This window comes from Vibrio qingdaonensis (assembly GCF_026191675.1).
Lineage (GTDB): Bacteria > Pseudomonadota > Gammaproteobacteria > Enterobacterales > Vibrionaceae > Vibrio > Vibrio qingdaonensis.
On the sequence record NZ_JAKRRY010000009.1, the window covers coordinates 97,261 to 116,605 of the forward strand.

Sequence of the window (19,345 nt, forward strand, 5' to 3'; positions counted from 1 at the left end):
AGCCATGTTTTCAGGAAGTATTGTTGCATTAATAACCCCATTCACTCCAGATGGTGAGGTGGATTTTGTTAGCTTGAAGAAGCTAGTGGATTTTCACGTTGACGCGGGTACTGACGGCATTGTTGCGGTTGGAACGACGGGTGAGTCTGCAACATTAACTGTAGAAGAACATGTCAAGGTTGTCGCTAAGACGGTTGAATTTGCCGCTGGACGAGTACCAATTATTGCTGGTACCGGAGCGAATGCTACACATGAAGCCATCACTTTTAGCCGATTGCTAAATAACGTGGGTATTGCGGGCTGTTTGAGTGTGACTCCATATTACAATAAGCCAACTCAAGAAGGTTTATATCAGCACTATAAAGCGATTGCTGAAGAGAGTGACATCCCACAAATTTTATACAACGTCCCTGGACGTACGGGTGTGGATCTGTTGCCAGAAACGGTGGCGCGCCTGTCTAAAATTCCAGGTATTGTTGCATTAAAAGATGCGACGGGTGATTTATCACGAATTGAAAAACATCGTGAACTTTGTGGCGAAGATTTTATCTTACTAAGTGGAGATGACTCTACTGGGTTGGATTTTATCCAACAAGGTGGTAAAGGTGTTATCTCTGTGACCAATAATATCGCAGCAGCGGATATGGCGAAGATGATGGACCTTGCTTTAGAGGGTCGATTTGAAGAAGCGCATGAAATCAACGCGCGACTTATGACGCTGCATAAAAACCTGTTTGTTGAATCAAGCCCAATCCCAGTGAAGTGGGCGGCTCACAAAATGGGTTTGATTGAAGAAGGTGGTCTTCGTTTGCCGCTGACTGAATTGTCAGAACAAGCTAAACCGATCGTTGCTCAGGCAATGTCGGAAGCGTGTATCTACTAAAATAGATTATGTAAGAGGAGCGCTATGCTCCTCTTTTAAGGGAGTCTCAATGAAATTTTCTCGTCAGCTAGCGGTCTCCTCGTTAGCTGTTATTGTATTAGCCGCTTGCTCCAGTGATCCTAACACTCGTCGTGAAGCCAAAGATGATTTCAACTATTTAGAAGCGCCAGAGCTTCGCAGTTGGCAATTAGCTGAAGACGCCACTCCGCAGTTTTACCCTAACTATGAGATCCCTGAGGGTGACTTCAAGGGTGGAATCGGGCGTGAAGTCGACATTCGACCACCACAACAAGTACTGGAATTGATTCCTGGTGCTCGAGTTGAGCGTCAAGGTTCAGAAGTGACGTTATGGCTACTCAAGCAAGACGAAATGGACAAAGTATGGGCGACGGTCCAAAAAATGCTTACTGAGATTAACGTTAAAGCGCTGGAAGAAACCGATGACCGAATCGAAACGGATTGGGTCACTTGGGTTTCTGAAGATGAAGATGTTGAAATTGGTAGCCGTTACGAAATCACCCGCTTTGAAGCCAACCGTCGCTTTGGTTTTAAGATGGTATTGATCGATTGGCGAGAAGCGAATGCGGTTAAGCCTGTGACTCGCACCAATGAAGAGCGTTATAACACCTTGATGACCAATTTGGTCACAGCACGTTATGATCGTGATTTAAGAGAAGAAGCGGCACTTAAAGCTCAGCAACTGGTAAAATCAATCCCAATTAGTATGGGAACAGACCGAAGCGGGCTACCCGTTATTATTGCGCGCACACCGTATAATGTGATGTGGCAAGAAGTGCCTGAGCTATTGCCTAGAATGGGCTTTACGATTGATTCTCGTAATCAGTCCCAAGGGACAGCGAAAGCCAAATATGCGTCACCAGATGATGAGTTTTGGAATGATGTAGGCTTGAAGCCGATTGATTTAGAACCGGGGGAATATACCTTCCTGTTTGGTGATCTTGGTAACCGTACGTCAATCAATGTTACGGACAAAGATGGTAAACCTGTCAACGAGAGCTTATTACGTTCGTTGGAGCCGTTAATCTCAACGGTGATAAAACAGGGTAAAGAGAGCCAATAAAATAAAAAGGACCATTATGGTCCTTTTTATTTTTTATCATGCTTCCCGTATTTTTCTTTGTCGAGCTCGTTCAGTCTATCGAGCTCATACTTTCTTTTCTTTGCAGCATTCTTTTGGTTATCGAACTTCATGTTAGCGGTGTACTTTAGTGCAGCAATGTTGCCAAATACGACTGCTAAAACCACGATGATGATCACCCAAGGGTTAAATAGCCACTCAATCATAATTCGCTCTCAAAGGCTGATGTTGGTGATATATTGATTGTAGATGGTATTGAGCTCAGAAAGTATGGTATCTCGTCCCAAAATTTCAGATTGCTCAATGAGCGTACTTAGCTGCTCAAGTGTTAGTTTGCTCATGTTGTCTTGCGAAGCTTGGCGATGGCTGATGTGCCAAGCTTCAAAAGCGACACCACCGATAAGGCTATCTTGGTAGGGGAAAAAGAAACCATGCGTTGAAAGGTTGTCTTTCAGCCATTGGTAGAAAGCGTGTTGATGCCCATCTAAATACTCCCAAGGCTCCAATTGCAGTGTGGTTTGTTCTGGAAGTAGATTGCCCGCGTAGACGTCGAAATCGGTCCCCCAGTGATGGCGACTGGCCCCGGGGAGCGCGCTCCATTTTAAAATTGCAAATACCTTTTCTTTTTCTGTCAGTTGCTCCGTGATAAGTGGCAACCCGTGGTCGTCAAGTATCGGCCGTGTGCCATTCATTTTATTGTTCCAAATGACCAGCTGTCGTTGGAAATTGCGATAGCCACTGGCAATGAACAGGTCAAAGCCAGCGGAGGATGCCGCTTGTATCAACTGTGACATGTCCTTATGAACATGTGGGTGGACTTGAAATAAGCGTTGAGCGACCTTCAAATCGATCAGTTTGCTGTCATCGAGTCCTACAAGCGACTTATTTATCATGTCTATTGACCGAGTAAGTTGATCAGAGTGTGCTCATACATATCAGTAAGCTTTTCAAGATCGCTCACGTTAACACACTCGTTTACTTTATGAATGGTCGCGTTCACAGGACCAAGCTCAACGACTTGCGTGCCCATCTTGGCAATAAAGCGACCATCAGAGGTTCCACCAGTGGTAAGAAGCTCTGGCTTTTGCTCATTAACAGTGGCGACCGCATCGACGACGGCTGTGAGCAAATCACCGGTATCCGTTAGGAAAGGGTGACCGCTGAGAGTCCATTGCAAATCATACTCTAGGCCATGTAAGTCGAGTGTGGAATGGACACGTTTCTTAATGTCTTCATCGGTTAATTCGGTACTAAAGCGGAAGTTGAATTGAACATTAAACTCGCCAGGAATGACGTTACTTGCCCCTGTGCCGGCATGCAGGTTTGGAATTTGAAAGCTCGTTGGTGGAAAGTACTGGTTGCCTTCATCCCATTTGGTTGCCGCTAGCTCGGCCAATGCGGTGAGGGACTGATGGATTGGGTTTCGCGCCAATTGAGGGTACGCAACGTGACCTTGGATGCCTTTGACGCATAGATCGCCAGTAATGGAGCCTCTGCGACCATTTTTAACCACGTCTCCGACATGTTCGGTGCTGGAAGGTTCACCCACGATACACATATCAATGAGTTCATTACGCGCCATTAAGGTGTCGACCACTCGGGTGGTGCCGTTGATAAAAGGGCCTTCTTCATCAGACGTTATTAAGAACGCGATGGAGCCAGTGTGATTCGGGTTGTTTTTGATGAAGCGTTCAACGGCGACGATCATGCATGCCAGTGAGCCTTTCATGTCCGCAGCGCCGCGACCGTGTAAGTGACCATCAATGACGGTTGGCTCAAACGGTGGGGTGTGCCAAAGGTCGAGAGATCCTGCTGGCACGACATCAGTGTGACCAGCAAATGCAAAGAGTGGCGCGGCGGTTCCACGGCGAGCCCAGAAGTTAGTGGTATCTTCAAATACCATGATTTCAATTTCGAATCCCAGCGCTTTAAGGCGCTCTATCATCACTTTCTGGCAATCGGCATCTTCGGGTGTTACTGATTGGCGGCTAATTAAGTCTTTTGCTAGTGCCAAAACGGGACTGTCTGTCATCCTTGAGGATCCTTGTCTCTAAATTTAAAATTGAATCGTATTATAGGTTGAAAATCTGTTGGTATTGTTCGGCTTTAAAACCAATGTGGTATTGCCCATCGACCTTAAGAATAGGGCGCTTGATCATGGCTGGGTTCTCAACAAGAAGCGCGACAACATTGTCAGCATTGAGTTGTTCTTTTTGTTCTGCCGATAATTGTCGATAGGTGGTTCCGCGTTTATTCAGTACGATTTCCCAGCCAAGCTGTTCACAGAAACCTTCGACAAGCTCTGGTGTGATGCCTTGCTTACGATAGTCATGAAATTGGTACTCAATATGGCTAGCTTCCAGCCATTTTTTGGCTTTTTTAATGGTGTCACAGTTTGGAATCCCAAACATAGTTGTCGACATAGTCGTGTCCTTTGAGCGCTGATGACCCCTCTTTCTATATGAGGGTTCTTGTTGTGGGGGTTGTTCTTTGCATCCTATCAAGAAGTGTTGTGAGAGACAAAGCCTGTCGGCCTTTGCCGGACTGATACTCCTCGATTTTTATAGTAGTTTGGTAAAAAATTGCCGTGTTTCGCTGCGAAGTTCTAAAGAGTCGTTACAAAAACAAGGTAATTGAAACAAAACCGATTATCGAGAAATTGATCAAGCGCAACACGATTGTGGTGAAATTCAATATATTGGTGAAGCACATAATTAGGAGGTGTCAATGGAACTGAGTCCTGTATTTGCACGTCGTCTCTATCTTGCCCTGCTCGTTGAGAGCCTAGACAGACCGAATGTGCCAAAACTGATTGAAAGAACGGGGTGGCCTCGTCGCACCATACAAGATGTTATTAAGGCACTGCCCGGTATCGGTATTGAACTTATGTTTGTTCAAGATGGGCGCAGACACAATGATGGATATTACCAGTTGTCTGACTGGGGACCGTTTGATAGCCAATGGGTTGTACAGCGTAAAGTTGATATAGAATCAACGTTAGGTGTATAGCTACAGCGGCAATCATTGAACGCGAATGAAATATTAACAACGTGCGAGCGAATAAAAAATAAAGCCAGGGTCTAGACTCTGGCTTTATTTTTGGCAATCGTAAGCACTGCCGAGCAGCGTAACAGAAGTTTGGAAGTCGACGGGCGACAATAGGAAGACCGTGTTGGCACCTAGTTCGGCTGCATTGTTTTTAATGTCATTCATTGCGCCTCTTGCCATGGTACTGTTGAGTAAAAAGAGAAAGTTGTACCAATGACCTTCTGATCCGGTGACTTCACCTTTCCACTGGCACAGTGAGGTATCTAGATTGTGATCCAATCTCAATACCACGGATGCCGATTGTTGCGTAACCTTATGCGCAGGTGACGAGCACCCGGATAGAATGACACCGCAGAGTAATACCGCCGATAGTTTATTGTTGTAGGTAGAAAACATACGCAGCAAAGCCTATCCAGCTAATCGTTAATAGTCCCCAAGGTAGTATAGAAGGGGATGGTGTTGCTTGACGGGAAGTCGCGTTACTTTGCATTGTGTTGTCACCCTGCATAGTGTTATCGGATGTTACGGGTCTTAGCTTCTCTCTTCGTTGTTTTTTCTGTGCCTTATCCGCTTGGCGTTTTTTCTCTTTTTGTTGTTTTTTATAAAGAGCGATGCCTTTTTCGATACCTTGTGCGACTAGACGCGTTTGTTCTTTGGTTTGACCGGGTTTTTGTGTGGATTTTGCAATTTTCATTGCCTCCTGCTGAGTTTCAGCTGATGGAATGGGTTGTTGATTTTTCATTGTTTATAAATACCAAGCTACTCGCCAATACGTTTTGTTTATTTTATCACAATGTCGCGCATGAGCTTGAATAGTCATACGTGGAACTCAATATTATGTGATACGAGACAAAAAGAGATAGACACATGCGCTATGCACTTGAGCAATACGACAAACATGGTTTCTTAAAAGCCCCCATTTGGTTATGGCTTGGGTGGTTTTTTCTTATCCGAGCATGGGTGGTATTCGTCGTTGCTGGCGCTAGCCGTAATGAGGGAGTCACGATTTTAGAATACGTCTATCCTGATCAGCAGATGTTGTATATAGGGTTAGCAATGGGGTTGCCGATTGCCATTGCGATGTGGTTGATTAGCTTAAGGAAGCCCGAATCGACGTATATAAACGGATTGGTGAACTACTTAAAACCCATTTCTTTGATCGTGGTGGCAGGTCAGTTGATACACACCACGTATTTAGTCAATTTACAGCATTGGGGATTCAGTTGGACCAATGCGGTGACCTTAGTGCTACTGCTTTGGTTCGCCATTTATTTAGTCAACAGCCGTACTGTGGTAGATTGTTTGGCAACTCCAAACGATATCCGTTCGGTTACTGATCACAATCATAACTCTACTCACTAGTTAAAAATACACTGAGCAAAAATAGAGGACTTTTTATGTCATTACCACAAAGTGCCATTATCCCAGATGCGGAACCTTTCGCGCTGTATACGCAATTGAAAGTGAATCAAAATCCGCAACAAGTGCTCGCTGCATTACAAGCTTTACCAAAGCTGGTGGACGATCTCAATCAATCTCAACCTGACGCAGCACTGACGCTATCGCTAGCATTCAGCCACCAATTTTGGTCAGGATTTGCTCAGCCAATGCCTGCTGAGCTGAAGCCGTTTCCTGAGTTAGGGGAGGGTGAGACTCATGCACCCTCAACCGATGTCGACGTACTGATTCATTGTCACTCGAAGCGTCACGATTTGCATTTCTTTGTGTTACGTAAATTGATGTTAGATATTTCAGCTGACGTTACGATTGTTGATGAGACTCAAGGGTTCCGGTTCATGGACTCACGAGACATGACCGACTTCGTGGATGGCACCGAAAACCCTAAAGGTGAAAAGCGCGCAGAAGTCGCGATCATCAAGCAGGGTGAATTGGCGGGCGGCAGTTATGTGATGGTTCAGCGTTTTGAACACAATCTTCCGGCGTGGAGCCGACTTAACGTTGCGGCACAAGAAAAAGTGATTGGCCGAACTAAGCCTGACTCTATTGAACTTGATGATGTTCCTGCAGCTTCTCACGTAGGGCGAGTAGACTTGAAAGAAGAAGGTGTCGGTTTAAAAATTGTTCGTCACAGCTTGCCATATGGCAGCGTCAGTGGCGCGCATGGTTTACTGTTTATCGCTTACTGTAATACTGTCCATAACTTTGATGCGATGCTTGAAAGTATGTACGGGGTAACAGACGGGAAAACCGACCAATTGTTGCGTTTTACTAAAGCGGTCACTGGCGCGTACTTCTTCGCTCCTTCTCAGGGTATGCTAGCCGAGTTAGCGGTTAAATAGTCATTCTTACCGTCTAACCGGTCAATAAAGAGTTTCTTGCGGTTTTAGCAAGAAACTCGTATTGCGTATCCACTTGCTCGATTTACCTTCCTCAAGTTTTGCTTTTGCTTGCCGATATAAAACACAATCGTCTGTTTTGTGGATTGCTATGTCTATTACCGTTAATACCAATGTTAGTGCAATGATGGCGCAGAATCAGCTCCACAAGGCGACTGACGCCCTAAATCAGTCGTTAGAGCGACTGGCGTCGGGCCGTCGTATTAATAGCGCAAAAGATGACGCAGCAGGGCTACAAATTTCCAACCGTTTAGATGCACAGATTTCGGGTTTAAGTGTCGCGCAACGAAATGCCAATGATGGTATTTCCATCATGCAAACCGCGGAAGGGGCAATGAATGAAACGTCACAAATTCTTCAACGTATGCGTGACTTGTCCTTGCAGTCATCTAACGGCGCCAACTCTCCGGATGATCGACGTGCGTTACAAGAAGAGTTCACCGCGCTTAACGATGAGCTAAACCGTATTGCTGAAACCACCTCATTTGGCGGCAGAAAACTGCTCAATGGCCAGTTTGGTAGTACTTCTTTTCAAATTGGTGCGGGCTCTGGGGAGGCATTGCAGGTTGAACTTAAGAGTATGCGAACCGATCAACTGCAAATGGGCGGAGCGGCTTACCAGTCATTAAACGGAGCAGCGGAGAGTTGGCGTGTTATGCCAGGGCAGCAACAGCTTAGCTTTAGCTATCAGGATTCGACAGGCCGCAGCATTACAGAAACGATTGAAGCGAAGATTGGTGATGATATAGAGCAGGTGGCGACATACATCAATGGCCAAACAAGCGCATTATCGGCATCTGTAAATGACCATGGGCAATTGCAGCTGTTTGCTGATTCGCAACAAGTGACTAACGAAGTGGCGTTTTCAGGGGCATTAGCGGGCGAATTACAGATGGAGACACAAGGTTTGGTGACCGTTGATGACTTGTCAATTGATTCGGTAGGAGGCGCTCAGTTGTCAGTCTCTGTTATTGATAAGGCAATGAAGTTTGTTGATAGCCATCGCTCAGAATTGGGTGCCAACCAAAATCGACTCGGCCATACCATTAATAACTTAGCCAATATGGAAGAGAACTTGGCAGCGTCGCGAGGTCGGATCCGCGATACCGATTACGCTAAAGAGACGACGCAAATGATTAAGCAGCAGATATTGCAGCAAGTCAGTACGACTATTCTGGCGCAAGCGAAGCAAACCCCGAACTTAGCCATGAGCTTATTACAATCATAACGTTGGCATTCGACGTCACACCGAATAACTTTAGACTTTTTTATTATTAACTTCTGCTTTTTCCAGTCTTATCACACTCCAAGCTGATATCCCCTAAAAAATCCAATTATCTTTAAAAAAATCTCAAGTTATTGCTTTGCAAGACGATAAAGAAAGTAACTTTGAGAGAACTACTTGGTTTTCCGAGACGTCGGAAACCGCTACACCGGAAAATCAATTGGAGAATTAACATGGCAGTGAATGTAAATACCAACGTATCGGCAATGACCGCTCAACGTTACCTAAACAATGCAAGTCAAGCGCAAGGGACGTCAATGGAGCGTTTGGCTTCTGGTTCTAAAATCAACAGCGCAAAAGACGATGCCGCGGGTCTACAAATCTCTAATCGTTTGAATGTGCAAAGCCGCGGTCTTGACGTCGCAGTACGTAACGCCAACGATGGTATCTCGATTGCTCAAACCGCTGAAGGTGCGATGAATGAGACGACCAACATCTTACAACGTATGCGTGATTTGTCTCTGCAATCTTCAAATGGCTCAAACTCAAAATCCGAGCGTGTGGCAATTCAAGAAGAAGTGACTGCGCTAAATGATGAGCTTAACCGTATCGCAGAAACCACATCTTTTGGTGGTAACCGCCTATTGAATGGCACGTACGGCACGCAATCATTCCAAATCGGTGCGGATAATGGCGAGGCAGTAATGCTAAACCTGAATGACATGCGCTCAGACAACGTTAGAATGGGTGGTACAAGCTACCAAGCAGCAGAAGCTAAAGATAAAGATTGGAGTGTGGCGGCGGGCTCTAACGAGCTAAATATCACGCTTACAGACAGCTTTGGTGAAGAGCAAAATATCGCTATTACAGCCAAAGCAGGCGATGACATTGAACAGCTAGCCACGTACATCAATGGTCAAACTGACCTAGTAAAAGCGTCGGTAAATGAAGATGGTCAACTGCAAATGTTTGCCGGCACTAATAAAGTAGATGGTGAAGTGTCATTTGGTGGTTCACTTGCGGGTGAGTTAGGCATGCAAGACGGTCAAGCGGTAACCGTGAATACGATTGACGTGACAAGCGTTGGTGGTGCACAGGAGTCGGTTGCGATTCTTGATTCTGCGCTGAAATACGTTGATAGCCACCGCGCAGAGCTAGGTGCATTCCAAAACCGTTTTGACCATGCGATCAACAACCTTGATAACATTAACGAAAACGTGAATGCATCGAAGAGCCGTATTAAAGATACTGACTTCGCTAAAGAGACAACAGAGATGACGAAGAACCAAATTCTTTCTCAAGCTTCGAGCTCAATTTTAGCGCAAGCCAAGCAAGCGCCCCAGGCAGCAATGAGTCTACTAGGCTAAGTGCATCAGTAAGTAAAACGCTTAACAGTGTTTCAGATTAGCGCGATAGATAAGAACCAGAGCTTCCAGGCTCTGGTTTTTTTATGGCTGAATAGGCGTGTAAGTAACCTGTTCGCGACGAGCGATAATCGGAGGTATAAGGTCAGAGAGATGCACTATGAGTAAGTGTTACCGGCTCGTGGGGGCTCGAGCCGTGGAGTGATCTGAGCCAGAAAGCATAAAAAAAGAGGCCCAAGATAGGCCTCCTTCTCGTTCTAATTTATGGCGTGGTTTTAATCGTGGTTTAGTTTGAAAATAAAACCGATGAGCCTTGATTTAAGCTAGTCAGCAGTAGCGTCTTACCATTAACAATATCAATGCGACGGCTTTGCTGTGCTTCCATTTTTAAGAATTGCTTAATCATAGCTAACTGCTCGTGGGTAAATTCATCAGACTGCGCGGTTGCGGTGTCCTTAAACGCACGAGGTGAAATGAGCAAATAGTTGTCGCTGATGGTCCAGCTTCCGGTTTCCGAAATTTTAAGTAGCGTATGTGAATTTGGATCTTTACCGAACAAACGCATAGAAGATTCACGAATATAAGTGCCTTCGGGAAGGTACTTCACGTTTGCCGACATTTCTAGACGGCTCAGTGGACCAATATCTGTATCTGGTGCATTTCTGGAGGCGAGGATCGCAACCATGTTGCTTTGCCATTCATTTGAGGTGAGCACTTGCTCCAGTTTTAAGTCACTGCCCCAATAAAGCCACGCACTGAGCGCCGTAGAGGCCGCAAGTAGAATGGCAGCGTATTTCATTTTCATCATATTATCCTTCTACTGGCACACTTTACTTAAGTCAGACTGCTCGGTGAAAATTCTCATAGTGACGTTTTCTCCAGAGTGTTCCACCGTATGGATGAAGTTGAGTGCAATTTGATCACTTTGATCGCCAGTGACAATGACTTGTTCGGGTTTTTTATCTAGCTCGTGTGATTCAATGTATTTTTGAACGCATTGTTCAATTTTAGGCTGCCAGGTGGACACATCGGGGTGACTTTCTGGTGTGACAATTTTCACCTCATCAACGACAGCAAGCTCTCTAAAACTTGATTCAGCAGGGTTGGTACCAATCAACACTAAGATCGGCAGCAATAAGGCTGCAACCACCATTCCCCATACTGCTGGTGGTGTTTTCTCTGCTGGTGCTTTACTTACGGCGACATGCGGCGCCGCAGCGGTAGGTTGAGCGTCCACAGGATCGTTAGGCAGTTCAGCCACCGGCGCTTCATTGACGTTATTAAGGTCAATAGAGCTCGAAGGTGCAGAGCGCTCGACGGTTGAAATGAGCTGATAACCACGTTTCGGCACCGTTTTAACAAATAACGGTGATTTTGTTGGGTCTTTGAGCATCTTCCTGAGCGTTGAAATTGCCTGAGTTAGGCTTGAGTCATCAACCTCAAAGCCTTGGTCCCGCCAAACGTATTCGTGTAAATCATGACGAGTGACGACTTCATTGGGACGCTCTGCAAGCAGAAGCAAAATGCGACTTTCGTTACTACCAAGACGTACTACTTCATCATTGTTGGTTTGGTCGACCAAGGAATTGCTATTTGGATCAAAGATATATCTTTGGCCGAGTATGAACTTAGTGCCTATGTTACTCATTGCATTCTTCTTTATAATTGTCGCGGAGCGATGGAAAAAAATAGTTAGGCGCTGAATGTCGCGCAGTGCCAATTATAGTAATTTAGGATTTTTTTATAGTCAGGGGCACAAGTATAATAAAAACAAATCAAAAAAACAGCATTTTTATGTTTTTTGACCTTGAATTTACAATCTTCAGCCTCATTTCTTTACCAGAACAATCTTAAGTGTATCGAGTGCAAATAAATGTCGATACTTGATACGAAAAGTGTGATGGAGATAACATGAGCGCAACCGAAACAAGTAATAAAGAAACTCGTGGCTTTCAATCCGAAGTAAAGCAATTACTTCATTTAATGATTCACTCTCTGTATTCCAATAAAGAAATTTTTCTTAGAGAGCTGATCTCGAATGCATCGGATGCCGCAGATAAGCTGCGTTTCCAAGCGCTTTCTAACGGTGATTTGTATCAAGGTGATGCTGAACTTGGTGTGAAATTATCGTTTAGTGAAGAGCATAATACCTTAACGGTTTCTGATAACGGCGTAGGTATGTCACGCGATGACGTGATTGAGCACTTAGGAACGATCGCAAAATCAGGCACAAAAGAGTTTTTCTCTAAGCTTTCTGAAGAGCAAGGTAAAGATTCGCAACTTATCGGCCAGTTTGGTGTGGGTTTCTATTCCGCGTTTATTGTTGCTGACGCAGTGACGGTTCGCACTCGCGCGGCTGGTGCGTCTGCCGAGCAGGGCGTGCAATGGCACTCTGCTGGAGAAGGTGAGTACTCGATTGAAGACATTACTAAAGAAACGCGTGGTACTGATATCGTCCTTCACATGCGTGAAGAAGGAAAAGAGTTCCTATCAGAGTGGCGTTTAAAAGAAATCATCAGCAAGTATTCTGATCATATCGGCATCCCTGTTTCTATCCAAACCGCAGAGCGCGACGAGGAAGGCAAAGAAACAGGCGAAACAAAATGGGAACAAATCAACAAAGCACAAGCGTTGTGGACTCGCAATAAGTCAGACATCAGCGACGAAGAATATCAAGAGTTCTATAAGCACGTTTCTCATGACTTTGCAGACCCACTTCAGTGGAGTCATAATAAAGTAGAAGGCAAAAACGACTACACGAGCTTGCTATATATCCCAGCTAAAGCGCCGTTTGATATGATGAACCGTGACCATAAAAGTGGTTTAAAACTTTATGTTCAGCGTGTGTTTATTATGGATGACGCCGAGCAGTTCATGCCTTCTTACCTACGCTTTATTCGTGGTTTGATTGATTCAAACGATTTACCTCTCAATGTATCTCGTGAAATTTTGCAAGATAATAAAGTCACGCAATCGCTACGTAATGCTTGTACGAAACGTGTATTAACAATGCTAGAGCGTTTAGCAAAAAACGACGAAGAAAAATATCAATCGTTTTGGAAAGAGTTTGGCTTGGTGCTAAAAGAAGGCCCAGCAGAAGACATGGGTAACAAAGAAAAAGTGGCGGGTCTGTTGCGTTTTGCTTCCACAGAGGTGGATTCAGCAGAGCAAACCGTCGGTTTGGCCTCTTACATTGAGCGCATGAAAGAAGGTCAGGATAAGATTTATTACCTGACAGCAGATAGTTATGCAGCGGCTAAGAATAGCCCTCACTTAGAGCAATTCAAGGCGAAAGGCATCGAAGTGGTACTGATGTTTGATCGCATTGACGAATGGCTAATGAATTACCTGACTGAGTTTGATGGCAAGCAGTTCCAGTCGATCACAAAGTCGGGTCTTGATCTGAGCAAGTTTGAAGACGAAGCTGAGAAAGAGAAGCACAAAGAAACAGAAGAAGAATTCAAGTCAGTGGTAGAGCGCACTCAAGCTTACCTAGGCGATCGAGTGAAAGAGGTTCGTACAACCTTTAAGCTTGCCACGACACCAGCAGTAGTGGTGACGGATGATTTCGAAATGGGCACACAAATGGCGAAGTTGCTAGAAGCGGCGGGTCAGGAAGTGCCAGAGGTGAAATACATCTTTGAAATTAATCCTGAGCACGAATTGGTTAAGCGCATGGCTGATGAAGCTGATGAAGAAGCGTTTGGCGGCTGGGTAGAAGTATTGCTTGGACAAGCCATGCTTGCTGAGCGCGGGTCGATGACGGATCCTTCGCAATTCCTAGGTGCGGTTAACCGACTTTTGTCTAATGTGAAGTAGTCACGTTTATTGAAAACAATGAGCTCAGCGTGCTGGGCTCATTGTTTTTTCGTAGTGAGGATCTCGTTTTTAGCTAACTTTATCTTTTCTACGGGCATTCTTTAGTCGTATTTCACGCCAAGCGAGAATTTTCTATGCTAGAATGCGACGCTTGAATAATCATTCATTTCACTTTTATACCGAAACTTATCGTCGATACGCTATTCAAAGCCATGCTTTGATTGTGAGCTTCGGTATAAAGTCTTTTTATTTATAAGAGGAAACAACATGCGCATCATTCTTCTAGGTGCTCCAGGTGCTGGTAAAGGCACACAAGCTCAATTCATCATGGAAAAATACGGGATTCCTCAAATTTCTACTGGTGATATGCTTCGTGCAGCGATCAAAGCAGGCACAGAGCTTGGTAAGAAAGCGAAAGCGGTTATCGATGCAGGTCAACTTGTTTCAGATGAAATCATCTTAGGTCTTATTAAAGAGCGCATTGCTCAAGACGATTGTGAGAAAGGTTTCTTGCTAGATGGCTTCCCTCGCACTATCCCTCAAGCTGACGGCCTAAAAGAAATGGGCGTTAACGTTGATTACGTGATTGAATTTGACGTAGCGGATAGCGTGATTGTTGATCGTATGGCGGGTCGTCGAGCGCACCTAGCGTCAGGTCGTACTTACCACGTGACTTACAATCCACCTAAAGTGGAAGGCAAAGATGATATCACTGGTGAAGATCTAGTGGTTCGTGATGACGACAAAGAAGAGACAGTACGTGCTCGTCTAGGTGTTTACCATGATCAAACTGCGCCGTTGATTGCTTACTACGGCAAAGAAGCTGAAGCAGGCAACACTCAGTACCTTAAGTTTGATGGTACTAAGCAAGTTGACGCGGTAAGTGCAGACATCGAAAAAGCACTATCTTAATTGCTGATTCGTGAATCTTGTTAAAAAACGACCCTTTAGGGTCGTTTTTTTTATTGATCCAATCCTAGATTCAATGGGTATAATCGCCATTGTTATTTGATCAAATCAAAAGGAAGTCTATGAGCATGGCACCAAACACGGGAGTACTCTTGGTTAACCTGGGCACTCCAGATGCGCCGACACCAAAAGCAGTGCGCGCATTCTTAGGTGAGTTTTTACATGATCATAGAGTCGTAGATATGACTCGTTGGCTGTGGTGCCCCATTTTACACGGTGTTATCTTGCCAGTTCGTTCGCCAAAAGTGGCGAAGCTCTACCAATCGGTGTGGATGGATGACGGTTCTCCTTTGATGGTGCACTCAGTAAGGCAAGTGAAGGCGCTTCAAGAGCGCCTGAATGTACCTGTAGAGCTGGGAATGACCTATGGCAACCCATCATTAAGGCATGGGATGTCCTCTTTGCTAGAGCAAGGGGTAGAGAAGGTGATTGTATTGCCTTTATACCCACAATATTCGGGGACAACGAGCGCCGCAGTTTTTGATGGATTAGCGAAAGCGTGTAAGTCACTGTCGACGATACCAAGTATCGACTTTATTCGAGATTATTATCAGCATCCGCTTTACATCAAAGCGCTAGCACAAAAAGTGAGAGCACATTGGGACAAGCACGGACAAGACTATTTACTTTGTTCCTATCATGGTATTCCAAAACGCTATGCTGATAATGGTGATGTGTACCCTCAACATTGTGAGCACACGACGAGGTTATTGGCGCAAGAACTAGGATTGAACGACTCTCAGATAGGAATGAGCTACCAATCTATCTTTGGGCGTGAAGAGTGGTTACAGCCGTATACGGCGAAGACGTTAGAAGCTTTGCCGACTCAAGGCACTAAGCGTATAAACGTGATGACACCAGCCTTCTCAGTTGATTGTCTCGAAACCTTAGAGGAGATTGCCGTGGAGTGCCGTGATATTTTTATCGAAGCTGGCGGTGATTCCTACCAATATATAGAGTGTTTGAACGACTCAGAACTGCACATCGACATGATGGTCGATTTGGTTAACACAAGCTTATAGGTTACGGTTTATCGGGCTTATGCTTTATCGAGCTGATGTGGTACTGAGCATAGGGCTTATCGACGGTATTAAAGTTGTGGATTAATAGATGTGTACTGGCTGCTAGGCATAAAAAACGCCGCTCTATTTAGAGCGGCGTTTTTTGTTACGCATCTATTTTTTTCAAATCAATTAAGCGATTTGAGCTTGTTGCTCTTCGATTTCTTGAGCGTTTGATGTTGCCGATTGTTCTGCACCGTGCATCCATTTTACCAAAGTGTTCGCACATAGCAGCAAAATGACGCCAGAGATGACCGCTGTGATAGCAATACCACCGAAGATGGACATTGCGCCAAGCTCACCCACATGTGAGCCAATCAAGCCAGCAACGTAGTTTGCAATTGCGTTAAAGCCAAACCATGCGCCCATCATGAGTGAAGCAAGACGTAGTGGCGCAAGTTTGGTTACCAGTGACAGACCAATAGGAGAAATACACAGCTCACCTAACGTATGGAAGAAGAACGCACCTACTAGCCATAACATAGACGTTTTCACGTTGGTGTCACCACCTTGTTCCATTACCGCCCCCACCATGCACAAGAAACCAAGCGCAAGGAAGAACAGTGCCAAAGCAAATTTAACTGGAGAGTTAGGTTCACGTTTACCCAGTTTGACCCAAAGCGCGGCTAGAACGGGAGCAAGCGTAATCACAAAGAACGGGTTAAGAGACTGAAACCAAGCCGCTGGGACTTCAAAGCTACCAATCATGCGATCTGTATATTGCTGCGTGTAGATGTTCATCAAGCCGCCAGCTTGTTCAAAACCAGCCCAGAAAACAATAACAAACAAGCCCATAATAAGAATGACTTTAAGACGATCTAGTTCTTCGCGAGTTAACGGCGCTTTCGTTTTGTTTTTGTTGAGTGCTCTAGCGCGAGCCGCCGCAGGAACCGTACCAATATCGCCTAACCATGATTTAGACATAGTCAGTTGCATGATAATACTGATCACCATGCCAATGCCTGCAATCAGGAAGCCGGCACGCCAGCCGTAAGAGCCAGTGACTGAGCCAGAAGCAATACCCGCAAGTAGTGAGCCTAAGTTAATGCCCATGTAGAAAATAGTAAACGCGCCATCACGACGGTTGTCACCATCTTTATAAAGATCGCCAACCATTGTTGATATGTTTGGTTTGAACATACCGTTACCGGCAATCAACAGAGCCAGTCCTAGGTAGAAAGCTTGCTCAGCGGGCAGCCCAATCGCACCTACTGGCATTGCAAGGGTAAATTGCCCCGCAGCCATGAGTACACCGCCGATGATGATTGAACGACGCTGACCTAAATAGTTATCAGCAATCCAGCCACCAATGAGAGGGGTGATATAAACCAGTCCAGTATAGATGCCATATAAGTCCAGAGCATCTTTAGTGGACCAACCCATACCGCCATTCATCGTTGCGTCAGTGAGGAAAAGGACCAAAATGGCACGCATCGCATAATAGGAAAAACGTTCCCATAGCTCAGTACCAAACAGTAAAAACAGCCCCCGAGGGTGACCTAAAATGTTGTGTTGTGCTGTCATAAGTTTTACTAATTTTAGTTATGAAAGAATATAATGTGCATCAAGATATACATAACAAAATTAAAAACTGCAATAGGGTTGTTTTATAGCCTATATGAATGATTAGGCTAAGTTGTTAAAATGTAAGAATTTTTAACCAAGAGGGCACGAAAGCTGCGTGCTGGAAACTAACTTTTCACTTTTATTGCATTGGAAGTGACTGTTTTGTCTATAAAGCGCTGTAAGAAGCTCCCTACTACCTATTAGGAAAAGTTGCCTTTGTGGTACGATGTAAGGCAGTTAGTGCAGGCGAACTATAATAATTAAGGCTAAGTGAACACAATGAAACGTTGGTATTTACTGTATTGTAAGCGCGGTGAGCAAGCGAGAGCAAAGCTCCATCTAGAGAATCAAGGCTTACAATGCTTTTACCCAGAAGTTGAAGTGGAAAGAATTCGACGAGGAAAAAGGCAAAAAGTCAAAGAGCCGCTGTTTCCTTCGTACATTTTTATTCAGTTTGATTTTGAAGCAGGCCCTTCTTTTACCACAATACGTTCAACGCGAGGCGTGGTTGACTTTATTCGCTTTGGTGCCCAGCCAACCGAGGTGCAAGGGGATTTGGTGTTTGAGCTTCAGCAAGCAGTGTATTCGCATGTAGAGGCGGAAGACGGTGCACTTCCCGATGTCGGGCAAAAAGTGCGAGTAACGGCGGGTCAATTCGCAGGTATTGATGCGATCTTTCAAGAGAAGGATGGCGATACGCGTTCGATTATGTTGGTTAATCTAATTAATAAGCCGGTTCCGGTGAGTATTGATAATAAAGATCTGGATCTATAAGGCAGGAATGGTTTTGAAGGCTCAATCTACAATGATTGAGCCTTCACTTTCGAAGGTGAGTCGAAGAGCTAATTTAGACTAAAGCGCTCTTACCTTTCATCTTCGGGTAATTGAACATTCAATTCGAGTACGGAGATATCGTCATCTTTATGCTCAAATGAAAGGTCGACCATTGATGGATCCACGTCGACGTATTTAGCAATGACCTTCAGAATGTCTTCTTTCAACTGCGGTAAATAAGAGGGCGATGGCGACCCTTCACTGCGGCGTTCAGCGACAATGATTTGCAGTCGTTCTTTGGCAAGATTTGCCGAGTTTTTCTTCTGTGGGCGGAAAAATTCAAGTAGTGACATGCATTAACCCCCAAATAGACGTTTGAAAATACCTTTCTTCTGCTCGGTTAGGAAGCGGAAGTCCACCTGCTCTCCTAATAAGCGCTCAACCGTGTCATTGTAAGCCAATCCGGCGTCTGACTCATTGTCGAAAATTACCGGTACCCCTTTGTTTGAGGCGTTCAATACCGCTTGGCTTTCTGGAATTACACCAAGTAAAGAGATGTGTAAAATTTCTTCAACATCTTCAACCGACAGCATTTCACCCTGGTTGACACGTGTTGGGTTGTAACGAGTTAACAGTAGGTGTTGTTTTACAGGCTCTAGGCTTTCTTCTGCTCGTCTTGATTTCGAGTCGAGAATGCCAAGGATTCGATCTGAATCTCGCACAGAAGAGACTTCTGGGTTGGTAGTTACAATGGCTTCATCGGCGAAATACAACGCCATTAGTGCACCTTGTTCAATACCTGCGGGTGAATCACAGATAACAAAGTCAAAGCCCATCTCATCAAGATCGTCCAGTACGCGACGCACGCCATCACGTGTTAGCGCATCTTTATCGCGAGTTTGTGAAGCAGGAAGAATAAAGAGGTTATCTGTGCGCTTATCTTTGATTAACGCTTGATTTAAGGTCGCTTCACCATTGATGACATTGACGAAGTCATAAACAACGCGACGTTCACAGCCCATGATTAGATCGAGGTTACGCAAACCAATATCAAAATCAATCACTGCCGTTTTCTTACCTTTTAACGCAAGACCAGAGGCGATAGCAGCGCTAGAGGTAGTTTTACCTACGCCACCTTTTCCTGATGTTACAACAATAATGCGGGCCATTATTCTTACTT

The 19,345-nt window shown here is 44.9% G+C and carries 22 protein-coding genes; 11 read left to right on the forward strand and 11 right to left on the reverse strand.

What is annotated here, in order from left to right:
• The first annotated feature begins 4 nt into the window (after positions 1-4).
• Positions 5-883 carry a 4-hydroxy-tetrahydrodipicolinate synthase gene (gene dapA, locus MD535_RS09130; RefSeq protein ID WP_265674553.1) on the forward strand — a complete coding sequence of 293 codons (879 nt, stop codon included), beginning with the start codon at positions 5-7 and terminating at the stop codon, positions 881-883.
• Between the two features lie 49 nt (positions 884-932).
• Positions 933-1,964 carry an outer membrane protein assembly factor BamC gene (gene bamC / locus MD535_RS09135; protein WP_265674554.1) on the forward strand — a complete coding sequence of 344 codons (1,032 nt, stop codon included), beginning with the start codon at positions 933-935 and terminating at the stop codon, positions 1,962-1,964.
• Positions 1,965-1,990: 26 nt separating this feature from the next.
• Here the strand turns inward: bamC and MD535_RS09140 are convergent, their stop codons facing one another.
• The 4 genes from MD535_RS09140 to MD535_RS09155 are packed head-to-tail and all read right to left on the reverse strand — an operon-like array spanning position 1,991 to position 4,405.
• Entirely contained in the window at positions 1,991-2,188 is a 198-nt protein-coding gene (locus MD535_RS09140; protein WP_265674555.1) for a DUF2897 family protein, read from the reverse strand.
• 9 nt (positions 2,189-2,197) lie between these two features.
• Positions 2,198-2,875, reverse strand: coding sequence for a M15 family metallopeptidase (locus tag MD535_RS09145; protein ID WP_265674556.1), 678 nt, complete (start codon positions 2,873-2,875; stop codon positions 2,198-2,200).
• Between the two features lie 2 nt (positions 2,876-2,877).
• Positions 2,878-4,014 (reverse strand): succinyl-diaminopimelate desuccinylase, encoded by a 1,137-nt coding sequence (dapE, locus tag MD535_RS09150; protein WP_265674557.1) that lies wholly within the window; start codon positions 4,012-4,014, stop codon positions 2,878-2,880.
• Between the two features lie 40 nt (positions 4,015-4,054).
• A complete protein-coding gene (locus MD535_RS09155; protein WP_265674558.1) occupies positions 4,055-4,405 on the reverse strand; it encodes an ArsC family reductase in 351 nt (116 codons plus the stop codon).
• A gap of 304 nt (positions 4,406-4,709) precedes the next feature.
• On the opposite strand from MD535_RS09155, the gene MD535_RS09160 reads away from it, so the two are divergent.
• Positions 4,710-4,991 (forward strand): winged helix-turn-helix domain-containing protein, encoded by a 282-nt coding sequence (locus MD535_RS09160; protein ID WP_102471240.1) that lies wholly within the window; start codon positions 4,710-4,712, stop codon positions 4,989-4,991.
• 84 nt (positions 4,992-5,075) lie between these two features.
• Here MD535_RS09160 and MD535_RS09165 read toward each other — a convergent pair whose 3' ends face one another.
• Both MD535_RS09165 and MD535_RS09170 read right to left on the reverse strand, forming a co-directional pair.
• On the reverse strand, positions 5,076-5,426 hold the full coding sequence (locus MD535_RS09165; protein WP_265674559.1) for a DUF4156 domain-containing protein: 351 nt from the start codon (positions 5,424-5,426) through the stop codon (positions 5,076-5,078).
• Positions 5,404-5,772, reverse strand: coding sequence for a DUF2956 domain-containing protein (locus MD535_RS09170; RefSeq protein ID WP_265674560.1), 369 nt, complete (start codon positions 5,770-5,772; stop codon positions 5,404-5,406). The genes MD535_RS09165 and MD535_RS09170 overlap by 23 nt, the downstream gene beginning before the upstream one ends.
• A gap of 125 nt (positions 5,773-5,897) precedes the next feature.
• On the opposite strand from MD535_RS09170, the gene MD535_RS09175 reads away from it, so the two are divergent.
• The 4 genes from MD535_RS09175 to MD535_RS09190 all read left to right on the forward strand — a co-directional run bounded on the left by MD535_RS09175 (position 5,898) and on the right by MD535_RS09190 (position 9,979).
• Entirely contained in the window at positions 5,898-6,392 is a 495-nt protein-coding gene (locus MD535_RS09175; RefSeq protein ID WP_265674561.1) for a DUF2919 domain-containing protein, read from the forward strand.
• Positions 6,393-6,427: 35 nt separating this feature from the next.
• Positions 6,428-7,330: a Dyp-type peroxidase gene (locus tag MD535_RS09180; RefSeq protein ID WP_265674562.1), complete on the forward strand. Its 903-nt coding sequence runs from the start codon at positions 6,428-6,430 to the stop codon at positions 7,328-7,330.
• A 148-nt stretch (positions 7,331-7,478) separates the two neighbouring features.
• Positions 7,479-8,615, forward strand: a complete 1,137-nt coding sequence (locus MD535_RS09185) for a flagellin (protein WP_265674563.1) — start codon at positions 7,479-7,481, stop codon at positions 8,613-8,615.
• 230 nt (positions 8,616-8,845) lie between these two features.
• Positions 8,846-9,979, forward strand: a complete 1,134-nt coding sequence (locus tag MD535_RS09190) for a flagellin (protein ID WP_265674564.1) — start codon at positions 8,846-8,848, stop codon at positions 9,977-9,979.
• A 283-nt stretch (positions 9,980-10,262) separates the two neighbouring features.
• On the opposite strand, the gene MD535_RS09195 is transcribed toward MD535_RS09190, so the two are convergent.
• Positions 10,263-10,781 (reverse strand): regulatory protein ToxS, encoded by a 519-nt coding sequence (locus tag MD535_RS09195; protein ID WP_265674610.1) that lies wholly within the window; start codon positions 10,779-10,781, stop codon positions 10,263-10,265.
• Positions 10,782-10,793: 12 nt separating this feature from the next.
• Positions 10,794-11,624 (reverse strand): winged helix-turn-helix domain-containing protein, encoded by an 831-nt coding sequence (locus MD535_RS09200; RefSeq protein WP_265674565.1) that lies wholly within the window; start codon positions 11,622-11,624, stop codon positions 10,794-10,796.
• A 263-nt stretch (positions 11,625-11,887) separates the two neighbouring features.
• Here MD535_RS09200 and htpG point away from each other — a divergent pair, with 263 nt between their 5' ends.
• From htpG to hemH, 3 genes are all read left to right on the forward strand, one after another.
• Entirely contained in the window at positions 11,888-13,795 is a 1,908-nt protein-coding gene (gene htpG, locus MD535_RS09205; RefSeq protein ID WP_265674566.1) for a molecular chaperone HtpG, read from the forward strand.
• Between the two features lie 267 nt (positions 13,796-14,062).
• Complete coding sequence (gene adk, locus MD535_RS09210; protein ID WP_265674567.1) at positions 14,063-14,707, forward strand: adenylate kinase; 645 nt, start codon at positions 14,063-14,065, stop codon at positions 14,705-14,707.
• A gap of 119 nt (positions 14,708-14,826) precedes the next feature.
• The gene (gene hemH, locus MD535_RS09215; protein ID WP_265674568.1) at positions 14,827-15,786 is read left to right on the forward strand and encodes a ferrochelatase; all 960 of its coding nucleotides are present in this window, start codon (positions 14,827-14,829) and stop codon (positions 15,784-15,786) included.
• Between the two features lie 171 nt (positions 15,787-15,957).
• Here hemH and MD535_RS09220 read toward each other — a convergent pair whose 3' ends face one another.
• Positions 15,958-17,349 (reverse strand): peptide MFS transporter, encoded by a 1,392-nt coding sequence (locus MD535_RS09220; RefSeq protein ID WP_265674569.1) that lies wholly within the window; start codon positions 17,347-17,349, stop codon positions 15,958-15,960.
• Between the two features lie 321 nt (positions 17,350-17,670).
• Here MD535_RS09220 and rfaH point away from each other — a divergent pair, with 321 nt between their 5' ends.
• A complete protein-coding gene (gene rfaH, locus MD535_RS09225) occupies positions 17,671-18,165 on the forward strand; it encodes a transcription/translation regulatory transformer protein RfaH (protein WP_265674570.1) in 495 nt (164 codons plus the stop codon).
• A gap of 89 nt (positions 18,166-18,254) precedes the next feature.
• Here rfaH and minE read toward each other — a convergent pair whose 3' ends face one another.
• Together minE and minD are read right to left on the reverse strand one after the other, a co-directional pair.
• On the reverse strand, positions 18,255-18,518 hold the full coding sequence (minE, locus tag MD535_RS09230; RefSeq protein WP_250618504.1) for a cell division topological specificity factor MinE: 264 nt from the start codon (positions 18,516-18,518) through the stop codon (positions 18,255-18,257).
• A gap of 3 nt (positions 18,519-18,521) precedes the next feature.
• On the reverse strand, positions 18,522-19,334 hold the full coding sequence (gene minD / locus MD535_RS09235) for a septum site-determining protein MinD (RefSeq protein WP_102470797.1): 813 nt from the start codon (positions 19,332-19,334) through the stop codon (positions 18,522-18,524).
• Positions 19,335-19,345: the final 11 nt, after the last annotated feature.

Coding starts and splice junctions, on each gene's coding strand:
- dapA (WP_265674553.1), top strand. CDS start 5: ATGTTTTCAGGAAGTATTGTTGCATTAATAACCCCATTCACTCCAGAT.
- bamC (WP_265674554.1), top strand. CDS start 933: ATGAAATTTTCTCGTCAGCTAGCGGTCTCCTCGTTAGCTGTTATTGTA.
- MD535_RS09140 (WP_265674555.1), bottom strand. CDS start 2,188: ATGATTGAGTGGCTATTTAACCCTTGGGTGATCATCATCGTGGTTTTA.
- MD535_RS09145 (WP_265674556.1), bottom strand. CDS start 2,875: ATGATAAATAAGTCGCTTGTAGGACTCGATGACAGCAAACTGATCGAT.
- dapE (WP_265674557.1), bottom strand. CDS start 4,014: ATGACAGACAGTCCCGTTTTGGCACTAGCAAAAGACTTAATTAGCCGC.
- MD535_RS09155 (WP_265674558.1), bottom strand. CDS start 4,405: ATGTCGACAACTATGTTTGGGATTCCAAACTGTGACACCATTAAAAAA.
- MD535_RS09160 (WP_102471240.1), top strand. CDS start 4,710: ATGGAACTGAGTCCTGTATTTGCACGTCGTCTCTATCTTGCCCTGCTC.
- MD535_RS09165 (WP_265674559.1), bottom strand. CDS start 5,426: ATGTTTTCTACCTACAACAATAAACTATCGGCGGTATTACTCTGCGGT.
- MD535_RS09170 (WP_265674560.1), bottom strand. CDS start 5,772: ATGAAAAATCAACAACCCATTCCATCAGCTGAAACTCAGCAGGAGGCA.
- MD535_RS09175 (WP_265674561.1), top strand. CDS start 5,898: ATGCGCTATGCACTTGAGCAATACGACAAACATGGTTTCTTAAAAGCC.
- MD535_RS09180 (WP_265674562.1), top strand. CDS start 6,428: ATGTCATTACCACAAAGTGCCATTATCCCAGATGCGGAACCTTTCGCG.
- MD535_RS09185 (WP_265674563.1), top strand. CDS start 7,479: ATGTCTATTACCGTTAATACCAATGTTAGTGCAATGATGGCGCAGAAT.
- MD535_RS09190 (WP_265674564.1), top strand. CDS start 8,846: ATGGCAGTGAATGTAAATACCAACGTATCGGCAATGACCGCTCAACGT.
- MD535_RS09195 (WP_265674610.1), bottom strand. CDS start 10,781: ATGAAAATGAAATACGCTGCCATTCTACTTGCGGCCTCTACGGCGCTC.
- MD535_RS09200 (WP_265674565.1), bottom strand. CDS start 11,624: ATGAGTAACATAGGCACTAAGTTCATACTCGGCCAAAGATATATCTTT.
- htpG (WP_265674566.1), top strand. CDS start 11,888: ATGAGCGCAACCGAAACAAGTAATAAAGAAACTCGTGGCTTTCAATCC.
- adk (WP_265674567.1), top strand. CDS start 14,063: ATGCGCATCATTCTTCTAGGTGCTCCAGGTGCTGGTAAAGGCACACAA.
- hemH (WP_265674568.1), top strand. CDS start 14,827: ATGAGCATGGCACCAAACACGGGAGTACTCTTGGTTAACCTGGGCACT.
- MD535_RS09220 (WP_265674569.1), bottom strand. CDS start 17,349: ATGACAGCACAACACAACATTTTAGGTCACCCTCGGGGGCTGTTTTTA.
- rfaH (WP_265674570.1), top strand. CDS start 17,671: ATGAAACGTTGGTATTTACTGTATTGTAAGCGCGGTGAGCAAGCGAGA.
- minE (WP_250618504.1), bottom strand. CDS start 18,518: ATGTCACTACTTGAATTTTTCCGCCCACAGAAGAAAAACTCGGCAAAT.
- minD (WP_102470797.1), bottom strand. CDS start 19,334: ATGGCCCGCATTATTGTTGTAACATCAGGAAAAGGTGGCGTAGGTAAA.